Raw genomic sequence first — 16,912 nt, forward strand, 5'->3', positions numbered from 1 at the left:
CCGAACAGGGAGCAAACAATGTTCAACCCTTCTAACGAAACGCACTTCAGCCTGACCATCGAAGATTACGAAGGCGATCTGCAAGTGCTGTCGTTTACTGGTACCGAAGGCATCAGCCAGGCCTTTCGTTTCGACCTGGAACTTGTCAGCGAAAACCCTGATCTGGACCTGGAGAAACTCCTGCACAAGCAGGCATTCCTGGCGCTCGATCCGCAAGGCAGTGGCATCCATGGCCAGATCTACCGCGCAGCCCAGGGCGATGCTGGCAAGCGCTTGACTCGTTACACCGTTTCTCTGGTACCGCAACTGCAATATCTGCATCACCGCACCAATCAGCGTATCTACCAGCAAATGTCAGCGCCGAAAATCATCGCGCTGATCCTGGAAGAGCACGGCATAAAGGGCAACGCCTACAGTTTCCAGCTCAGCCAGCCATGCCCGGACCGCGAGTATTGCGTGCAGTACGACGAAACCGACCTGCACTTTATCCAGCGTCTGTGCGAAGAGGAGGGTATTCATTACCACTTCCAGCACAGCAAACAGGCTCATCTGCTGGTATTCGGTGACGACCAGACCGTATTCCCCAAGCTTGGCCAGCCTACCGCCTATGTTCAAGGCAGCGGCATGGTTGCTGACGAGCCGGTGATCAAGGGCTTCAAACTGCGTCTGGAAACCCGCACCAGTCGTGTTACCAGACGTGACTACGATTTCGAGAAACCCGGCTTTCAACTCGAAGCCGCCTACAAGCCCTCCGAAGAAAGCACTGAGCCGGATCTGGAAGACTACGACTATCCAGGTCGTTTCCTGGACCGCGCACGGGGTAAATTCCTCAGTCAGCGCGCACTTGAACGTCATCGCACCGACTATCAGCAAGCCGAAGGCTGGGGCGACCAGACAACCCTCACCAGCGGTCACTTCCTGGAAATCTCCGATCACCCTCGTACCGAGTGGAATGACCTGTGGCTGCTGACTGAGATCTTCCACGAAGGCAAACAGCCGCAAGTGTTGGAAGAGTCGGTAACCAGCGACACCACCGACAACAAGGATGATTTCCACCAGGGCTACCGCAACCGCTTTCTCGCGACCCCGTGGGCCGTGTTCTATCGCCCGGCGCTGGAACACCCCAAACCCCGCGTCCTTGGCACCCAGACCGCCATGGTCACCGGCCCCAAAGGTGAAGAAATCCACTGCGACCAGTACGGTCGGGTGAAAGTGCAATTCCACTGGGATCGAGAAGGCCAGGCTGACGACAAAACCAGCTGCTGGCTGCGTGTTTCAAGTGCATGGGCCGGTGACCGCTATGGTGCCATCTCCATACCGCGCATTGGCATGGAAGTCCTCGTCACCTTTTTGGAAGGTGACCCCGACCAACCGTTGGTGAGCGGCTGCCTGTATCACAAGGAAAATCAGGTTCCCTACGCGCTGCCTGCCAATAAAACCCGCACCGTCTTCAAGACTCTCAGTTCTCCGGGTGGTGGCGGATACAACGAGTTGCGCATCGAAGACAAGAAAGGCGCCGAACAGATCTACATCCATGCCCAGCGCAACTGGGATGAAAACATCGAGCATGACCAGAAAATTCGCGTCGGCAACGAACGCCACGACACTGTAGAGAAGAATACCTACACCGAACTCAAGGCCGAAGAACACCGCACCACCCTGAGCGACCGCAAGGTGGAAGCACGGATGGACGATCACCTGACCATCGGCCAGAACCAGCATGTGAAGCTCGGCACGGCGCAGTTGACCAGTGCAGGCCGAGAGATCCACCTCAAGGCTGGCGACAAGATCGTCATCGAAGCCGGCACGGAGCTGACCGCGCTGGGAGGAGGGAGCTTTATCAAGCTCGATGGCGGCGGCATCACGGTGGTTGGGCCAGTGGTGAAGATCAATGCCGGCGGCTCGGCAGGCTCGGGCACCGGGATCGGAATCAAGCCGCCTGTGCTGCCGGGGGCGGCGGATAAGGACAAGGCGGGGAGTCTGATGGATCAGGCATTGGTGAATGCGCCGCCTGAGAAGGTTAAGCCGAAAGCTTTTTTTGTGTTTTCTGAGTGACTGATATGAATCGTGCTTCAAAAAAGAAATGCTCATGGGCTTTAATGTTTTTTGCAACCTCAGGATTAAACCTGTTTCATGGCATCGCAAGTGCAAATGAATGTCCATCTGATGACTTCAGTACATTCCTCAATGCGTTTTCCAACGCTCCTGAAGTGCAGCAGAAGCTTACAGCCGGGTCGATAAAGGTCACGGCATTGAAGTCTGCCAGGGAATCGGACTCATTTGAGCCTCAAACCACTGAGGTTCCGAATTCACGTGTGGCGTTTCCGTTAATGAATCCGATTCCCTTGAGTCAAGTGGACGGTGTAGAGATTGAAAAGATTGACGACATGCATGTCAATGTTATCGATAAGCGTGCAGGCAATAGCAACATCAAAGTATTCAACTTCACTCACAAGGCATGCTGGGTGCTTGACGGTATGGAAGATTGGTCTATTCGTGAAAAAGATCTTTCTGCATCAGAAAAAGTGGGCATGAACCGTGCCGAGACCCACTGTTATCAACGTGGCAGATCTTACGCCAACCTCGCTGGCGGAGAGCAGTATCGATTAACAGCAGAACTCTTTGAAGCCGCACTTGAAAACTACACATGTGCGGCTGCTTCCGGGGACCCTCAGGCCAGCCTGGAGGCTGCCAGTTTGAGTCTCTCGGGGATGGCACCCCAGTTGGAGACTACAAAGGTTGAAGCACTGTTAAAAGCTGCGGCGACCACGATGGCTGATGGCGCCGCAGCTTTATCGACCTTTTATTGTTACGGTAACAGTACATCTGCCGATGGCGCATGCCAGCATCCTGATCTTGCCGAGAAAGAGCTGATACGAGCAGCCTCCATGGGGTCTGTCGACGCTACCAATTACTTGGGCTACGCCTTTGAACAAGGTGAGTTTTCCGCCAGGGATGTGTCCAGAGCAATGGCTTGTTATCGTTTGGCCGCTGATAAAGGGAATGAAACTGCTGCTGCTAACGCGCAGCGCCTGAAGGCGCAAGTCGCTGACATTCCTATGCATAGCAGCTGCTATTAATTACAGGGTGTAGAAATGACAGAACCACTTGACTTAAAAGGCAACTACACCGGCGGTGATTATGTTTATAAAATGGGCGGTGATGGCTCCACCGTCGTCAATGGGAAAAAGCAAATTGATTGCTCCCACATGGTCAATCTGTTACTGAAAGGCGCTGGCTACAACATTCCGTATGAAGATACGCGAGTGATGAACAACTCGACTTACTATACGACCGTGTTGCCGCAAGATGTAAAACGTGGCGACATTGTACTGTGGATCAATGCAACTGCTCATCAGACTGGTAGCAGCCCGCTCTTTCATACTGGCATTGTTGAAGACTTCAATTCTGCAACTAACGCTGGGCATTTTTTTGGCGCGCAGACGAGCAGCGGACCTGCCAAAACAGTATTCGGTCCGAAACCTCCCAGTTATTATTGGCCCGTTGCCACGAAATTCCTGAGGGCTAAGGAAGAGTTCAGGACAGGAACTACTCCAGCGCCTGCTGCTGCGCCGACTCCCACTCCTGCGCCTGCCGGGCCAGCGCCATTGATGAATTTCCACTACCCATTCCGTAAAGCAGACGGTAAGCAGTTCACCGACGCGGAAGAAATCTACAAGGTACTGGAAGGCGAAACATCAGGCCATTATCTGCTGGGTAACAACAGGTTCTGGCACGGTGGCATTCATATTTCCGATAAAAGTGCACCACAGTGCGTGCTGAATGAACCGGTACGCTGCATGGCCGATGGTGAGGTCGTCGCTTACCGCTTGAACCAGGATTACCTGGAATCGACCTTCGGTGACAACGAGAAGAAGCTGAAGTATTCCAACTCTTTTTGCCTGGTGCGCCACGAATTCAAATCAGCGCCAAACCCCGAGGAAGGGCCGAATAAAGGCAAGCAGAACAAGCTGAACTTCTACAGTTTGTACATGCATCTGTTGCCTTACGCCCGCTACCCGCTAGCCCCGGAAGAAACACCAAAGCCAGTCGTTACGATGAACGTTGGTGATTACAAGGCCTATGACAAGGCTCGCTGGGCAGAGGGTGCCCAGTCTTATGGCTTGATCAAGAAAGGGACAAGGCTGGAGATTATTGATCAGGCCAGCGAAGGAGTGGAGGTCTACGCCAAGGGCAAGATTCTTGTCGGGTCGGTAAAAAGTGGCTCAAGTACGACACGTAACGTAGGCGATGAAATCTGGTTCGCCTACAAGAAGAACGATGCACCTTACAAAAACTCCGGTGGCGACAACATCTGGACGGCGGACAAGATCGTTGAGCGTCTGCGACCAAACTATTGGCAGGGTAAGGTAAAAGCGACTGCGGCCATCAAGCTTGATCTGTACAAGGATCCGGCGAATCCACAAAACGGCCAGCCAGCGGGAGACAAGTACAGCATCCAACTCAACGCCACCAGTATCGTAGAGTTCGAGAGCAAAGAGGTTCTGACTCTCAACGTGGGGGGCAAACTCCGCAGAATGGCGAAATGCACCTTGGTCAGTGGCGAAGTCGCTGGTGCAGGGACCATACCGCCAAGCTTTTGGATATGTGTGGAAAACGAGGCAGATTACAAAGTGGTCGAGTGGACATCCTTGGCCCCTGACAGTTTTGACTCGGTTGAAACGACCAGTACAGGCATCAAGGCAGGCGATCCTATTGGCTATCTTGGATTGACCGAAAACCTTACCGGTGAAGACGGTGGTGTAAACAGCAAGCACCAGGTACACGTCGAGATTTTTACCGCCGAGGCTGAGGTAAAGGAATTTCTCAAGAACGTCGCGGGCTTGAAGACAGGCAAGCAATATCTTTACCTGGCGAAAGACGCAAAGCTCAAGGTAAAAGCTTCTGCCACCGAGACGGCTCCGCTCAAGAAACAACATGCCATCGATCTGGCCAAGGCTCCCGTCATCAAAGAGAACAACGAAGACTGGTACGAAGTCAGCGTCGTTGATGACAACCAAACGCTTACCGGCCTGGTGAAAAAAACAGGCGCGCAACTGATCACCCAGCATGACTGGGAAAAGCTGGGCTTTCAGATTGTCGAAGAAGCCAATGCCACGGCTGACGGTTTTCTCGATCCAGACGATATGCCGCCATTTTTCAAGGATTTGTTCGCCAAAATTGATAAGAACAATGATAAAGAAGTCAGCTCTGACGAACTGTCCGAAGCCTTGAAAAACAAGGATACGAGAGATCAGTGGTCGAAGCTGATTGCTTATCATCCGACGGAGTGGAAGGACAAGTCCGGTTCAGCGAAGTGGAGCAAGCTCGATACGCTGCTGGAGACATCACCGAAAACGCTTAAGCATGAGAAAGAGCGTATTGATAAGTATGTTTTTTGGGATGAGTTGTCAGGGAAGGCTGCGATAGGGTCGAGTTTGGTTTGGCATTTTCATCCGGTTGAGTTTGTATCGAACTCATTAACTCAAAGCAGTATAAAACTGACACTGGCAATGCTGAAGAAAGTGTTCACAACGGGCGATAGCTCGAAATTACAACAGTTAGTTGACGAGCTTAACCCACGCCTAGCGGAATATAAGTTAGATACCCCCCTAAGACTAAGCCATTTCTTTGCACAGGTTAGAATCGAAGTGGGTGATGGATACGCACTGGTTGAGTCCTTAAGTTACCGGCCAGAAAAACTAGCTAGATTCTCCTACTTTAGCAGTAGACCTGAAGAAGCAGATTTGTATGGATACAAACCGGGAGTGCAATCTGCCAATCAAGTAGAAATCGCAAACAGAGCTTATAATGGGGTTTCAGGCGTTACTGACTTGGGTAATGGTAATATTGCAAGTGGTGACGGTTGGAAGTATAGAGGTCGTGGACTCAAGCAACTGACTGGGCGGTATAATTACACTCAGTTCACAAACCTTTACCCACAAATTTGGCCTGGAGAGAATGTTGACTTCACAAACAATCCAGATTTACTTGAAGAACCAAAGTATGCATCTAGATCAGCCGTATTTTTTTGGCTGAAAAACAAACTCTACGAAATAGCAGATAAGGGTGATGGTAGCGAATTTGTCAACTCGATTACCGCAAAAATCAATCTTCATACAGATAGCTATGGCGATAGAAGAACACAATTCACTAGGATTTGGACAAATGAAAAGATTTTTCGTTAAACGTATACTGGTTGGCTTTCTGGGGTGCTCTATGGGCGCTGCCACCGCTGCAGATTATTTAACAATAAATCAGGATGTTACGGGGGACGGAACGGCTGATCAAATAGTTGTCAATGGGGACGATTCCGAGTTCTATAATTTGAGTATCACATCAAAAGGCAAAGAAATTCTAAAAAACAAAAATCTGATACCCAGAACAATAAAAAACAGTGGTGGGCTGGATGTTTTTCAAGGAGTATCTGTCACTGATAAAAACATATCAATTCGATATCGGTTCTGTAGCCCGTCTAAAGGCGTTTGCTATGATAGGAACATAGTTGGCAGCTTTAAAGAGGGACATTTCTTTTTCTCACGAGAAGAAGCTACTGCTAACGCAGATAAAATTGCCGTGTCCGGAGTTTTTTATCAGCGACCTCCGACTCCGTTGGAGTCACTAAGCTACCAGTCGCTATTAGAAAATAACGATAATGCTGAAAAACTGTTCAGTAATATATACGGAAGCTGCGTAGCTGATCAGGGGGGGGATTCGTTGACTAAGATTTCAGAAGCGTTGGAAAAAGATAACCCAGATGAGTGGGTTTTAGCTAAAGGCTGCGTTACCCCAGCATTGGTATATAGTCTGGAAGCACAAGAGTACTTGTCACACAGCGCGGCATCTAAATATTTGTCTTCGTATAAATAAAATTTTACTGCCCAACACATCTGAAGATTTTATATTGGCACCCATAGCAGGTGTCAATATAATAAAGCGGATCAGCCCTGGGCTATAGGAGATACTGTGCTAAACGATAAGGCTACAAATAAAATTACGCTTATACGATTTTTGTTTAGTGCTCTTTCGCTGACTCCTATCTCGGCTATTTGCCACTCTGCTGAAATTACTTTAATAGGTGTTGAGGGCTCTGCCTTAAAGTTTAACTCATGGAATAAAAGCCATGCAGCTTGGGAGAAGACTAGCTTTATAAAAAACGACTCAGAATTTCCCTTGTATGGCAGAGTTTCGATAGGCTTAAATACAAACTCTACCGCCACTTCCCCAGACAAAAAATATGTGCTCATCCAGCGAATAGTATTCGGTGAGTTGAATGACTCTCAGCAAGTGGCTAGTACGGAAAAAAGCTATTGCGACATGGTGGCAATGGATAGTGGCTGTGTACTTCTAACGCGACCTGCTGAGGTATGTTCTGGAAACTGGAAGAATGGTAACTGGTTAACGGATGGAGGTGAAGTGGTAGAGCCTCAGCTAGAAACAGTAAGTCCTAAAGATTTAATAAAGTCGACTTCAGCGATAGGTGATGTAGCATCCCGAGCTATTGCCATAAAGGATCAGATTTTCATGGGGGTTGGCTCTTACATGAGCTGTTACTCACCCGCTAAAAACGCCCAAGCCTTAAATGATTTGGGATTCTATCTAGCTGAAGCCGGTGATAACGCTTCTGCTCTCAAGATATATCGAGGCGTTGAGTCTGTGGGTAAGCGCACAGTGTTGATGCTGAATATTGCTGACTCCCTGTGGAGCATGGAAAAGACCTCTGAAGCTATCGACTATTATAAACAGTACGCTGAGTCGATGAGCCAGGCTGGAAAAATTTCCAAGATCCCGACACGAGTAGCTGAGCGCATACGACAGTAGAGGGTAAGATGGACTTCAATGAGCACTTTATCAGGCGATGGATGAGTAAGAAACCAAGCTTTGCTACTTCGATAATCACTTTATCAATATATATGGCTTCATGTCAGGTCATGGTATATGCGTCTGAGATAAGCTTTTGTACGGAAGACGAAGATGTCTACTTTAACTGCTCTCTATCAGGCGGTAAGATTGTCTCTGTATGCGCGTCTGGTAATACAGAGCCGAGCACGGGGTATGTCCAATATCGGTATGGGACTCCAAGCAATATCGAAATGAGCTATCCAGAGAAAGAAATTCCGCCCAAGGGACGTTTATTTTTTGTGAACGCATCAGAGGGTAGCGTTAATAAAGATATCATAAAGTTCAAAAATGGCAGTTACACTTACATTATCGCTCAGTCAACTGTTAGTTCTCTTTCTGTATTGAAGAACGATAAGGTCGTATTGCGAAAATCTTGCAATGAGGGTGGTAATGCATTTGTAAGTCGCGCAGCAAGACAAGGCATTGAGTCAGTCCCCAAGAGCGCAGAAGATTTTAGGTAAAGATTGGAAGTCTTGTTCTTGGATGATCGTATGCCAAGCACAGATTACCAATCCATTACAGGCCGACTTGAAATTTCAAAGCGATCAGCTTATTTGGATAAGATCTTGCCTGAAATCTAATGTGGATAGAGCTGGCTAAGATGCGGGAAACTATGGATTGCTCTATGCTTAGTACGCAGCACAGTCCGTACCTTTTGAAAGATTTAAGCGCGTTAATTATTTGGAGTGAGCAATGTTTAAAAGCTTTAAATTAATCCTTTTTGGCTCATTGCTTGCTTTTTCAGGACTGTCATGGAGTGTCGACTATGGTAGAGCCTCTAAAATAGAATCAGCTCGCCAAGGACATGTAGTAGCTAGATACATAAAAGAGTATGGCTCACCTTGTCTAACTGTTCAGACATTAGATCCTGCTAAGAGCTGGGCGCTAATTGACGAGAGGAAATTTTGTAGCTACGGATCAAAATCGCTGATGACTGATGTGAGTTATGCCTCATTTGAAAAAAATCACATTTTCGCCTGACGGCATTCACTTTAATTTGAGTATCACTCCACTTGCACTGAGCGAAGATGAACTACATGTTTGCGCCATTCCTATAAAAGGTGCGGAGATAAAGGATTTGGAGTGTCCAGATCTAAAAAAATAAGCAAGTTAGTACATGTCAGGAGCTTGTGAGATTTTTATGCTTTTGCGAGTCTCTTGGGGTGTAAGGAATAATTGGCTTGAAGTACCTAGAGCTTCAATATCACTAAATGTGGTTTTCTTGGCTTTTATAAAATCCCGCGCGACAGGAGACGTTGTGCCAAAGAATAAGACCACAAAAAACTTACGCTTATACGATTTTTGTGTAGTGTTTTTTGTTGGCTACTGTGTCGGCCATTTACTTTGTCTGAGGTGGCGCGCTTATGAGTTTTCTACGGTGTTCACATGAATTTTCGACAAACTACGTTACTGACATCAAAGGGAGCCATATGAGGCTGGTCAAAAAAATCCTGGTCACTTTCTGTGTCATGTGCTCATTCAACGCATTTTCCTGTGAGGTGCTTGAAGGCAAAGCATTTCGGTCAATATCTGTTGAAAACGGAGTCATTACTTTTGATCTCGTCCCTATTGATGAGGATGCGGGAGATACCAGCGCGGGTGAGCAGTTAGGAATCGATATTAATTTCTTTAACTGCAGCACCGGTGACAGAAGCCTGATTGGGCAGTTGCCTTTTTTAGCAGACACCGGCGAAGTCAAAGCAGCTTTTTTAGCTAATGCAGAACAAGGTTCCGAAAAAAAGCTTTTTGTGATACATGGTGTCGAGATCAGGTCCGATACGGGAATCAAATACTCGGGAGAGTACTATTCTGTTCATGCTTACAAAAAGAGCCCTAATGGCTATACGAAGGATGAGCGGCTTTCCAGGTACTTTGGTGAGGGTGGTGATATTTTAGGAGATGATTATAAAGAGGTTTTATATTTGTTTCCGTATAAGAATGAAAAAGCGGTTATTTCCAAGCTTGAGTCAGAAGCTTATAGAAAGTGGAGTTTCAGCGCACCCGTGACTTTGGTCGTCAACAAGAAGTCTTCTTTGTATAACTCACCTGTGCTGGCCGACATGAGTCGCATGTATCTTGTTGCAGGAGACAAGGTCATACAAGAAGCCGTTGAGTCCGGATGGATTTCAATTGTGTATACCACTGGCAAGGGAAAAGTTATTCGTGGCTGGATTCAGTGCGGCAACGTAGACGGTTGCTAACCAGAATGGAGGTTATTTTAAAAATAACCTCCTGAACTCCTTGGCCGCAACGAACTAAACCACTTCGTCGATCAGCGAGGTTTTCACCGGTGTCACCGTAACTGGAGGGTTGGTCGGGTTTTGCAACTGATCCCTGAGCTTTTCCAATGCTGCTTTTTGCTCATCAGTCAGTGGCGGCGGCGGAGTAGGGGAAGCGGGTAGGGGAGTAGACGGCCGAGTACCACCAGGGGTCAGTACGGGCAAAGGACTGTTGGTTATTTGCATGTCACTGCTTCCGTGAGTGAGGGTTGAATACAGGGTAACGGCCGTTTTTCGGTGAGCTTTAGGGCTGATTTCCCAAGATGTCTATACGCACTCGATGACCAGAAGGAGGGGACAATCCGTGTTTAAGGTAGTGTCTGACGGAGCCTGCTTAACTGGGCGCAAACAGCAGAACGAAGGGTTGCCGGGATGCTTGGCGACAATGAAGCCAAGCTGGTAAATGAAAAGCTTCGGTACGGGATCAGGAGCTTTGAGAAAGATTCTCTCGGGTATTATGCTCATCAAGGGTTCCGGCCTGGAAGGCAAATGACAATTCCCCGAAAAAGGCCCTGAGCAAGGGCTGAACTCATCTGGCCGCAGCGAGGCGGAACCATGCTCGAAGCCAATCCGAATTGCCCTATACGTCGTCGACTGGGCCACCTGCCTTGGGTCGGTGATAACCGTGCAGGCTTGCGCCACTGGCTGGAGATCCAGCGCGATCCATTGGCCTGGCTGCAGAAAATGCACGCGATGCAGCCGGACGTCGCCGTCATGCGGATGGGGCCGCAGCGTGTCTGGTGTCTGTTCCTGGGTGCTCGCGCAGAACGCGAGCACGCTTCTCTTGGGCGGCTAACCGCTGAAGCGCAACTCTGTCTGGAGCGTTGAGCCCATCAGGTGCTTGGCGCTAAAGTTTAACGAACCCGTCTGATTCGAGATTTTCCATGAGATGCGCGATGTTCGATGTCCCCGGTATTGGGAACATGATCGGGGAGTAGTCCAGTAGCCATTTCAAAGCCTCTTTGGCCGTGACGGCCGATCCTGTGGCGGGTTGAGATTGCTCAAGGCATTTTCCAGCTCCCAGCGGAGCGTAAGGTACGAAAGCGCAATCCTTGTTCTCACACCAAGCCACGACGTCCGCCGATTTGGGCTGAAGAAGGTTAAAGGGATTTTGAACAGCCGCAATTGGGGCAATCGTGATCGCTTGTTCGAGTTGGGCAATGTCGACTTTTGACAACCCCAGCGCCTTTATCTTTCCCTCTCCACGCATCCGCTCCAGTTCGCCAAGCTGATCCACTAAAGGGGTTTCAGGGTCTATCCTGTGTAGGTAATAGAGATCGATGGCCTCCACGTTCAAGCGTCTCAAGCTCATTTCAACGCATTGACGCAGATACGCTGGCACACCGCATGGCGTCCAACGGCCGGGGCCCTGACGCGTAAAGCCGCCCTTCGTCGCGATGATCAGATCGTCTGGATAAGGATATAAGGCGTGTCGAAGCAACGGCTCCACAACATCGGGCCCGTAAGCATCTGCGGTGTCAATGTGCTGAATACCCGACGCCACAGCCTGACGCAGCACCTCGACGGCGCGTCGCTGATCATTGGGCGGCCCCCAGATGCCCGGCCCGGTCAACCTCATCGTACCAAATCCCAGGCGACGAACCGTTTTGCCCGCTAGCTTGCCGCTCAATATCCGGGTCATGAGAGCCCCACGTGGTGCAGAACCTCAGATTGAATGGTGGTCAGAAGGGACTCACGCACCTGCGGAAACAGCAGCTGATGTCGGAGCTCTAAACCCGCCAATAGACGGTGTAGGTGGCTATCAACCGATTCTCTGAATACAAGGTCACCGTCTCGATTCGGGCCAAGTGGGACGCTTACATCCAGCCTAGTGGCAACCAGGATGCCATAGGCCGGGCAATGGTCGCGCATCAGCGAGTGAATAGCGTCGATCTCATGATCAGCGGCGGCATCACCGCGATAGGCAACTGCTGCATTCCAGTAGGCCAAAGCGTCGATAATTGGACGGTCTACCAGCACAACATCCGCATCAACGATGGCCGCTTGTTGAGCCTCAAGCGTCTGGTCTATGAACCACATGGTGGAGTCATAGGTGTGGTTGGCCAGGATGGGAGTGCCTAGATTGTGAGCGCGCCTGCCAAACGACGGGATGCTGGCAACACGAATATCGTGCTGTTCGAGTGACTGGCGAAGATCGGCACAAAATGTCGACTTGCCGGTTGAATGCGTACCGGTCACGCCTACCATGACAGCGCTCACCATAGACTTCCTTGTTCGGGTGGGGGCGCCTTCTCCTCGGTCGGCTTCTGGATCTGAGCAATCTTGCAGATCTCAATCCAGTTTTTAGCCGAGGACTTTTCTACAAGGTGGGCGAGCAGAAGGGCAGTAACGCGTGCGTCTTCACCGGCTCGATGCAGCTCCCCAGAGACCTCATCTCGAAGGCCCGTTGTCGTCAATAGCGCCGCCAGACTGTGACTTTTAGCGTTGGGGTACACATGCCTAGCAAACCTCAAGGTATCGATAATGCCGGCGGGAACCCAATCGGGCAGATGGCGTTTAACGACCGAGTAGTCTACTAACGCGTTGTGGGCGACAAACCATTTCCCTGTCAGCTCCTGCTCGACGTCACTCTTGATGTCATACCAGCCCGGGCAGTTCTCCACGTCAGAATTGCCGATCCCGTGTATGTTTTTGGCCTGCCAAGTGATGCGATTAGCCGGTTTGATCAACCAGCTCAAAGGGGCTTCATCCTTGATGGCTGGAAATGCGGCAATAGCCAGCTCAACCAGATCAGGCGGGGTGTGCCCGTTGCCCTCTACGTCGACGATAATGATCTGTTCAGAAGGCCACGCGAATTCAGTGTCGTTCATCAAAGATTCCTATCTGCTTCAGCTCGACCGTGGCGGTCGTAGTGATGGGGCTTATCGGCGTCGTGGACTTGATACCCCAGCGTATGCTGCATGAAATAGCGCCGCTGTTCATCCAGTCCACGGACAATGATCGCGCGCTCGGTAACCTGTGGCTGTCCTTCAGCACCCAGTTCTGAACACAATTGCTGAAGGCGGATTTCATCTGGTTTTTTCCACGCCGCCTTACAGATGACGAATTGCGATCTAGGGCATGTATCGCAGAGCTCGGTGATACCGAAGTGGCCATTGTAATCGGGCTGCTGATGGCCGAATGCAACACCGCACGAGGTTTTGCGGAAAATGGGTGTGCCTGTCCTATAGGAGTCGTACCGGCTGAGCAAAAGCTGCTCCTCTTCGAATGGCAGGAGTTTGCGCCTGGCTGTTGAACTGTAGGGTTCCGCGATCCCCTGGCTTTGGTAGTAGTCGGCAATTTCTTTGCGGTAGAACAAGCCGCTGAACACCGTGGAATGGGCATATTGAGCCAATCCAGCGGCTTGCGCGACGTGCTCCTCCGAGTCGTTCAAGCCTGGGATGATAGGGCGCCAGTACAGCACCACGCGGTAACTCTGGGCGTGCTTGAAAAGCGTTTTCAAACTATTGCCAGCAATCGACGACTTGATCGGTTCGACCTTCGGATCTCTGATGCCTGAATAGGTCACGAGGATCGTCAGCTTGATGTTTCGCAGCGTATTGAACCTCTCGCAGTCTTCTGGCGTTACCTTCCATCGAGTGATGACCAATACGTTGTTGGTCAGGCCTGTCTCATCGAGCAGGCGCAACAAATTATGCGTATGAGCTTTAACGTCAGGCAGCATCGGATCGGTGGCACGATTGAACAGCTGGATCGGCGTGATGTGAGGCTGAAAATACCGATGCGAGATGAACTGCTCGAAAGCGTGTTCGTCACTCATCAGCGCCTGTGGCTGGCGTTGATCAAAATTACCGAATAGGTGACGGACGCAGTAACTGCAGTCCAGAGGGCAGCCAACGATATGATTGAGGCTTAAACCGCTTTTACGGTATTGAACCGGATCCCTGAGGCTCGGATTGACATCGCGCAGCTGCTCAGCGGTAATGAGGTGGATGTTTCGTTTCATTGACGCGCTCCCTGCAATTCAATCTACGACTGGCCTCTGGATCGCGCCATCAAGTACAACGCTGATCGATGTGTTGCTCTGCAGACCCTGACCCTTTGCACATGGGGTTCCACAGCTGGCGTTCAATACCGATACGCTGCTCGCCGCGACCTCATGCTGTAACGCCTTAACGGCTTTGCTTGAAAGGCTTGAACAGCTTGTCCGAAACAAAATACAGATTGCCTCGCGCCCGCGAGCAGGCCACATACAGCTTATTTCGTGTCTGGGGTTTGGATTCGTGCAGGCTTCCGTTTTGATACCGTTTCCAAGCTTCTGAACCCAGGACTACGCAGACATCCTGGAAGTGATCCATGCCCTTGCTGGCCCCCCAGTTCTGCGAGTGGCAACCGTACTTGCTGTGATCTTGCAAAAACAGCTTCACCACCGACTGATCCGCGTGCAAGGCATTGGCGTGTGTCTGCTCAAGGATCGTGACGATGTCACTGGAGCGCTTTTCATGCGAGCCCATCGGTATGTGTAATTTGGCGGTGATGAAATCGCTCACGGATGTCGCGCAGCGCCAGCTGTCGCTGAGTGTGGTCTTGTCGACCTTCACTCCCACGTCGCGAAATCGCTTTTCGTATTTGGCGAGATCGTCATGCAGAGTGCTGTTAACCGAACCGTCCCTGCTCGTGTCGAACGTATGCTGAAAGAAATCCCCCACAAACGTCATCGCAGCCTTGGCCTTGGAGACGTCCAGCAACAGGTTGAAATCGTGGCCGGCAAAATCCTGTACCTCATCAACATAAACGTGATCGTAGAAGCGTTCGATACGGCTGTGAATCGCGGGCACACAGCCTTGAAACTGCAGAAGTTTGGCCAGGCGATTGTGGTAGAGCCTGCGGCTGGGACTGCGGAAGCGTTCGATGTCTGTCAACGGAATCTGACGGTTCGGCGGGAGCCGGAAGGTCAAGCCTCGGCTTCCGAGTTTCAGCTGCATCAGCGGCCGGTAACAAAAACCATGCAGGAATGAGAAGTAGGTCATCACGGTGATGTTGGATGGGACTGTCCCGAATTTCTGGATGATCTTGTTGCGTAGGTGACGGTAGTTATTCTCTGTGTAGGTGATGATCAGCGCTCGCTCGTCGAGGCTCAGGCGCTTGATCACAAGGCTTGTCTTACCTGAACCCGCGACAGCAAAAATCACGCTCTTATCCACGTGATGGCCTCCTGAATGTACGCCGGCGCGACCAGTTCATCGGCCTTTGCTTTCAGCAGCTCGAACGCCACGTCAGCTTTGTTCTTAAGCATATAGTCCTGGACTGACAGCGTTCTGCGAGCTTTGCCAAACAGGTCGTCGCACACTTTTTTGTTATCTAAGTACAAACCGATTTCAAACGTCGAGCGATCATCGTTCCGGTCTGCAAAGATTCGAGCGCCGTCGTAGAGACACTCCTTGTAGTTCTCGACGCAGTTTTGCTCGTAATCGTGGTCGTTGTCCCGAATCGCAGCCACTTTGATTCCGAGCAGTTTGCCGAGTTCCAGGTAGCGTTTGAAGCTGGTGCCACCAATGGAGATGATATGGACGCCATCGGCTTGCGGAGTGTTGCCTTGGGCATTCCGTTTGTAGAGGTGCTCGATGAGAATGAACTCTGCATCGCCTTCGACCAGGATGACGCGCTTGGAAAGTGCGAACTCCAGAACGTTATTGTCCGGCGCTTTCATAAAAAATTCGGCCGTGGGCTCAGTCAGGTCTTTAAGCCTTCCGGCTTTCTGCTCCGTGCCCAGAAGCAAAGCATGCCGAAGGTCTAGACGCGAGCAGATATGGCTACTGTGCGTGGCAATGAAGAGCTGCGTCTCCTTAGCACGTGTCAGACGCTCCACAAGCCGCTTCATGTTCGTGTGACTCAGGTGGTTCTCAGGCTCTTCGAGCAGCAGGGCATCCAGGCCACCCTTGGCATCGTGCTTCTGGAGCGCAAAGTTGGTTTTTATGAAGCACTGTTCCCCCTTGCCACGGTTCTCGATCGGAATGCCGTCTTTGGTAATGACAAGGTCAGTTTCGAGGTTTGAGCGCATGCTTGTTCTGAGGGCGAACTGGTAATCGCCTAGCGTATCGTTCAGTGCCTTAAGATTGGTTTTCTGAAAGCCCTCTTTGCCCTGACGATACTGATTTTCGAGAAGATATCGATCCGGCACCTGGGTGTGGTATCCGAAGACAGTTCGTGTGTACTCCCGAGCCGCATATTCAGTATCGATTCGAGAGCTGTCGATCAGCAGGTGTTTGACTGGACGCCTGTAACTGACATGTGGAGCACCTGAAAATGTCGAGAACTGGACGGTGTAATACTCGAACGGAAAGCTGTCCTTGTTTGCGCGCAATAGCTCAAGAATCGTGGGCCCGAAGTCTTCTATCAGTGGCACGATGGCCATCCGCAGGCCGTCGCGTCCAGCCTGCGTCAGGTTCTGATATCCATACAGACCCTGATCTTCACCATCCTCAAGGTAGACGTCCACAATGACCTCTGGCAGCAGGTCTAATCGGGCAGGGCCGGCCAGGAATTTCTTGAAAGCTGCTTGGTTGAAGAGGGCTTCATAGCCGATAGTCTCGACGCGACTTCTACTGGCGCTGAGCGCCAAATCGAGTGCAAGCAGGACACTGCTCTTGCCTGTCTCGTTATCCCCGATCAACACGTTTGTGCCTGGGTCAAAGCGCAGCGTCAATGCAGGAAAGCTTTTGAAGTTTTGCAACACTAACTGCGTGATGGCTGGCATTCTCGTTCCTTGT

At 50.5% G+C, this 16,912-nt stretch carries 12 protein-coding genes and 1 pseudogene; 7 read left to right on the forward strand and 6 right to left on the reverse strand.

Annotated elements, in window-relative coordinates; all coding sequences use genetic code 11:
• The first annotated feature begins 18 nt into the window (after positions 1-18).
• The 7 genes and pseudogenes from tssI to JL015_RS01335 form a co-directional block, all read left to right on the forward strand.
• Entirely contained in the window at positions 19-2,055 is a 2,037-nt protein-coding gene (gene tssI, locus JL015_RS01305) for a type VI secretion system Vgr family protein (protein ID WP_201017098.1), read from the forward strand.
• A 5-nt stretch (positions 2,056-2,060) separates the two neighbouring features.
• The gene (locus JL015_RS01310) at positions 2,061-3,080 is read left to right on the forward strand and encodes a tetratricopeptide repeat protein (protein WP_201017099.1); all 1,020 of its coding nucleotides are present in this window, start codon (positions 2,061-2,063) and stop codon (positions 3,078-3,080) included.
• Positions 3,081-3,095: 15 nt separating this feature from the next.
• Positions 3,096-6,188, forward strand: coding sequence for a glycoside hydrolase family 19 protein (locus tag JL015_RS01315; RefSeq protein ID WP_236250129.1), 3,093 nt, complete (start codon positions 3,096-3,098; stop codon positions 6,186-6,188).
• Positions 6,189-6,219: 31 nt separating this feature from the next.
• Complete coding sequence (locus JL015_RS01320; protein WP_201017100.1) at positions 6,220-6,870, forward strand: hypothetical protein; 651 nt, start codon at positions 6,220-6,222, stop codon at positions 6,868-6,870.
• A 96-nt stretch (positions 6,871-6,966) separates the two neighbouring features.
• Positions 6,967-7,821 carry a tetratricopeptide repeat protein gene (locus tag JL015_RS01325; RefSeq protein ID WP_201017101.1) on the forward strand — a complete coding sequence of 285 codons (855 nt, stop codon included), beginning with the start codon at positions 6,967-6,969 and terminating at the stop codon, positions 7,819-7,821.
• Between the two features lie 1,511 nt (positions 7,822-9,332).
• On the forward strand, positions 9,333-10,103 hold the full coding sequence (locus JL015_RS01330) for a hypothetical protein (protein ID WP_201017102.1): 771 nt from the start codon (positions 9,333-9,335) through the stop codon (positions 10,101-10,103).
• Between the two features lie 633 nt (positions 10,104-10,736).
• Positions 10,737-10,931, forward strand: a pseudogene (locus JL015_RS01335) (cytochrome P450); the annotation flags it as partial.
• Between the two features lie 97 nt (positions 10,932-11,028).
• Here JL015_RS01335 and JL015_RS01340 read toward each other — a convergent pair.
• The 6 genes from JL015_RS01340 to JL015_RS01365 all read right to left on the reverse strand — a co-directional run bounded on the left by JL015_RS01340 (position 11,029) and on the right by JL015_RS01365 (position 16,899).
• Complete coding sequence (locus JL015_RS01340; protein WP_201017103.1) at positions 11,029-11,823, reverse strand: aldo/keto reductase; 795 nt, start codon at positions 11,821-11,823, stop codon at positions 11,029-11,031.
• Positions 11,820-12,389 carry an AAA family ATPase gene (locus JL015_RS01345; protein WP_201017104.1) on the reverse strand — a complete coding sequence of 190 codons (570 nt, stop codon included), beginning with the start codon at positions 12,387-12,389 and terminating at the stop codon, positions 11,820-11,822. Before JL015_RS01345 ends, JL015_RS01340 begins: the two co-directional genes overlap by 4 nt.
• An 8-nt stretch (positions 12,390-12,397) precedes the next feature.
• Entirely contained in the window at positions 12,398-13,012 is a 615-nt protein-coding gene (locus tag JL015_RS01350) for a 3'-5' exonuclease (protein ID WP_201017105.1), read from the reverse strand.
• Positions 13,012-14,148 carry a radical SAM protein gene (locus JL015_RS01355; RefSeq protein WP_201017106.1) on the reverse strand — a complete coding sequence of 379 codons (1,137 nt, stop codon included), beginning with the start codon at positions 14,146-14,148 and terminating at the stop codon, positions 13,012-13,014. The genes JL015_RS01350 and JL015_RS01355 overlap by 1 nt, the downstream gene beginning before the upstream one ends.
• 166 nt (positions 14,149-14,314) lie before the next feature.
• Positions 14,315-15,346: an AAA family ATPase gene (locus tag JL015_RS01360; protein ID WP_201017107.1), complete on the reverse strand. Its 1,032-nt coding sequence runs from the start codon at positions 15,344-15,346 to the stop codon at positions 14,315-14,317.
• On the reverse strand, positions 15,331-16,899 hold the full coding sequence (locus JL015_RS01365; protein ID WP_201017108.1) for an ATP-dependent nuclease: 1,569 nt from the start codon (positions 16,897-16,899) through the stop codon (positions 15,331-15,333). The genes JL015_RS01360 and JL015_RS01365 overlap by 16 nt, the downstream gene beginning before the upstream one ends.
• Positions 16,900-16,912 lie beyond the last annotated feature (13 nt).

Source organism: Pseudomonas cichorii (assembly GCF_015471405.1).
Taxonomy (GTDB): domain Bacteria; phylum Pseudomonadota; class Gammaproteobacteria; order Pseudomonadales; family Pseudomonadaceae; genus Aquipseudomonas; species Aquipseudomonas serbiensis.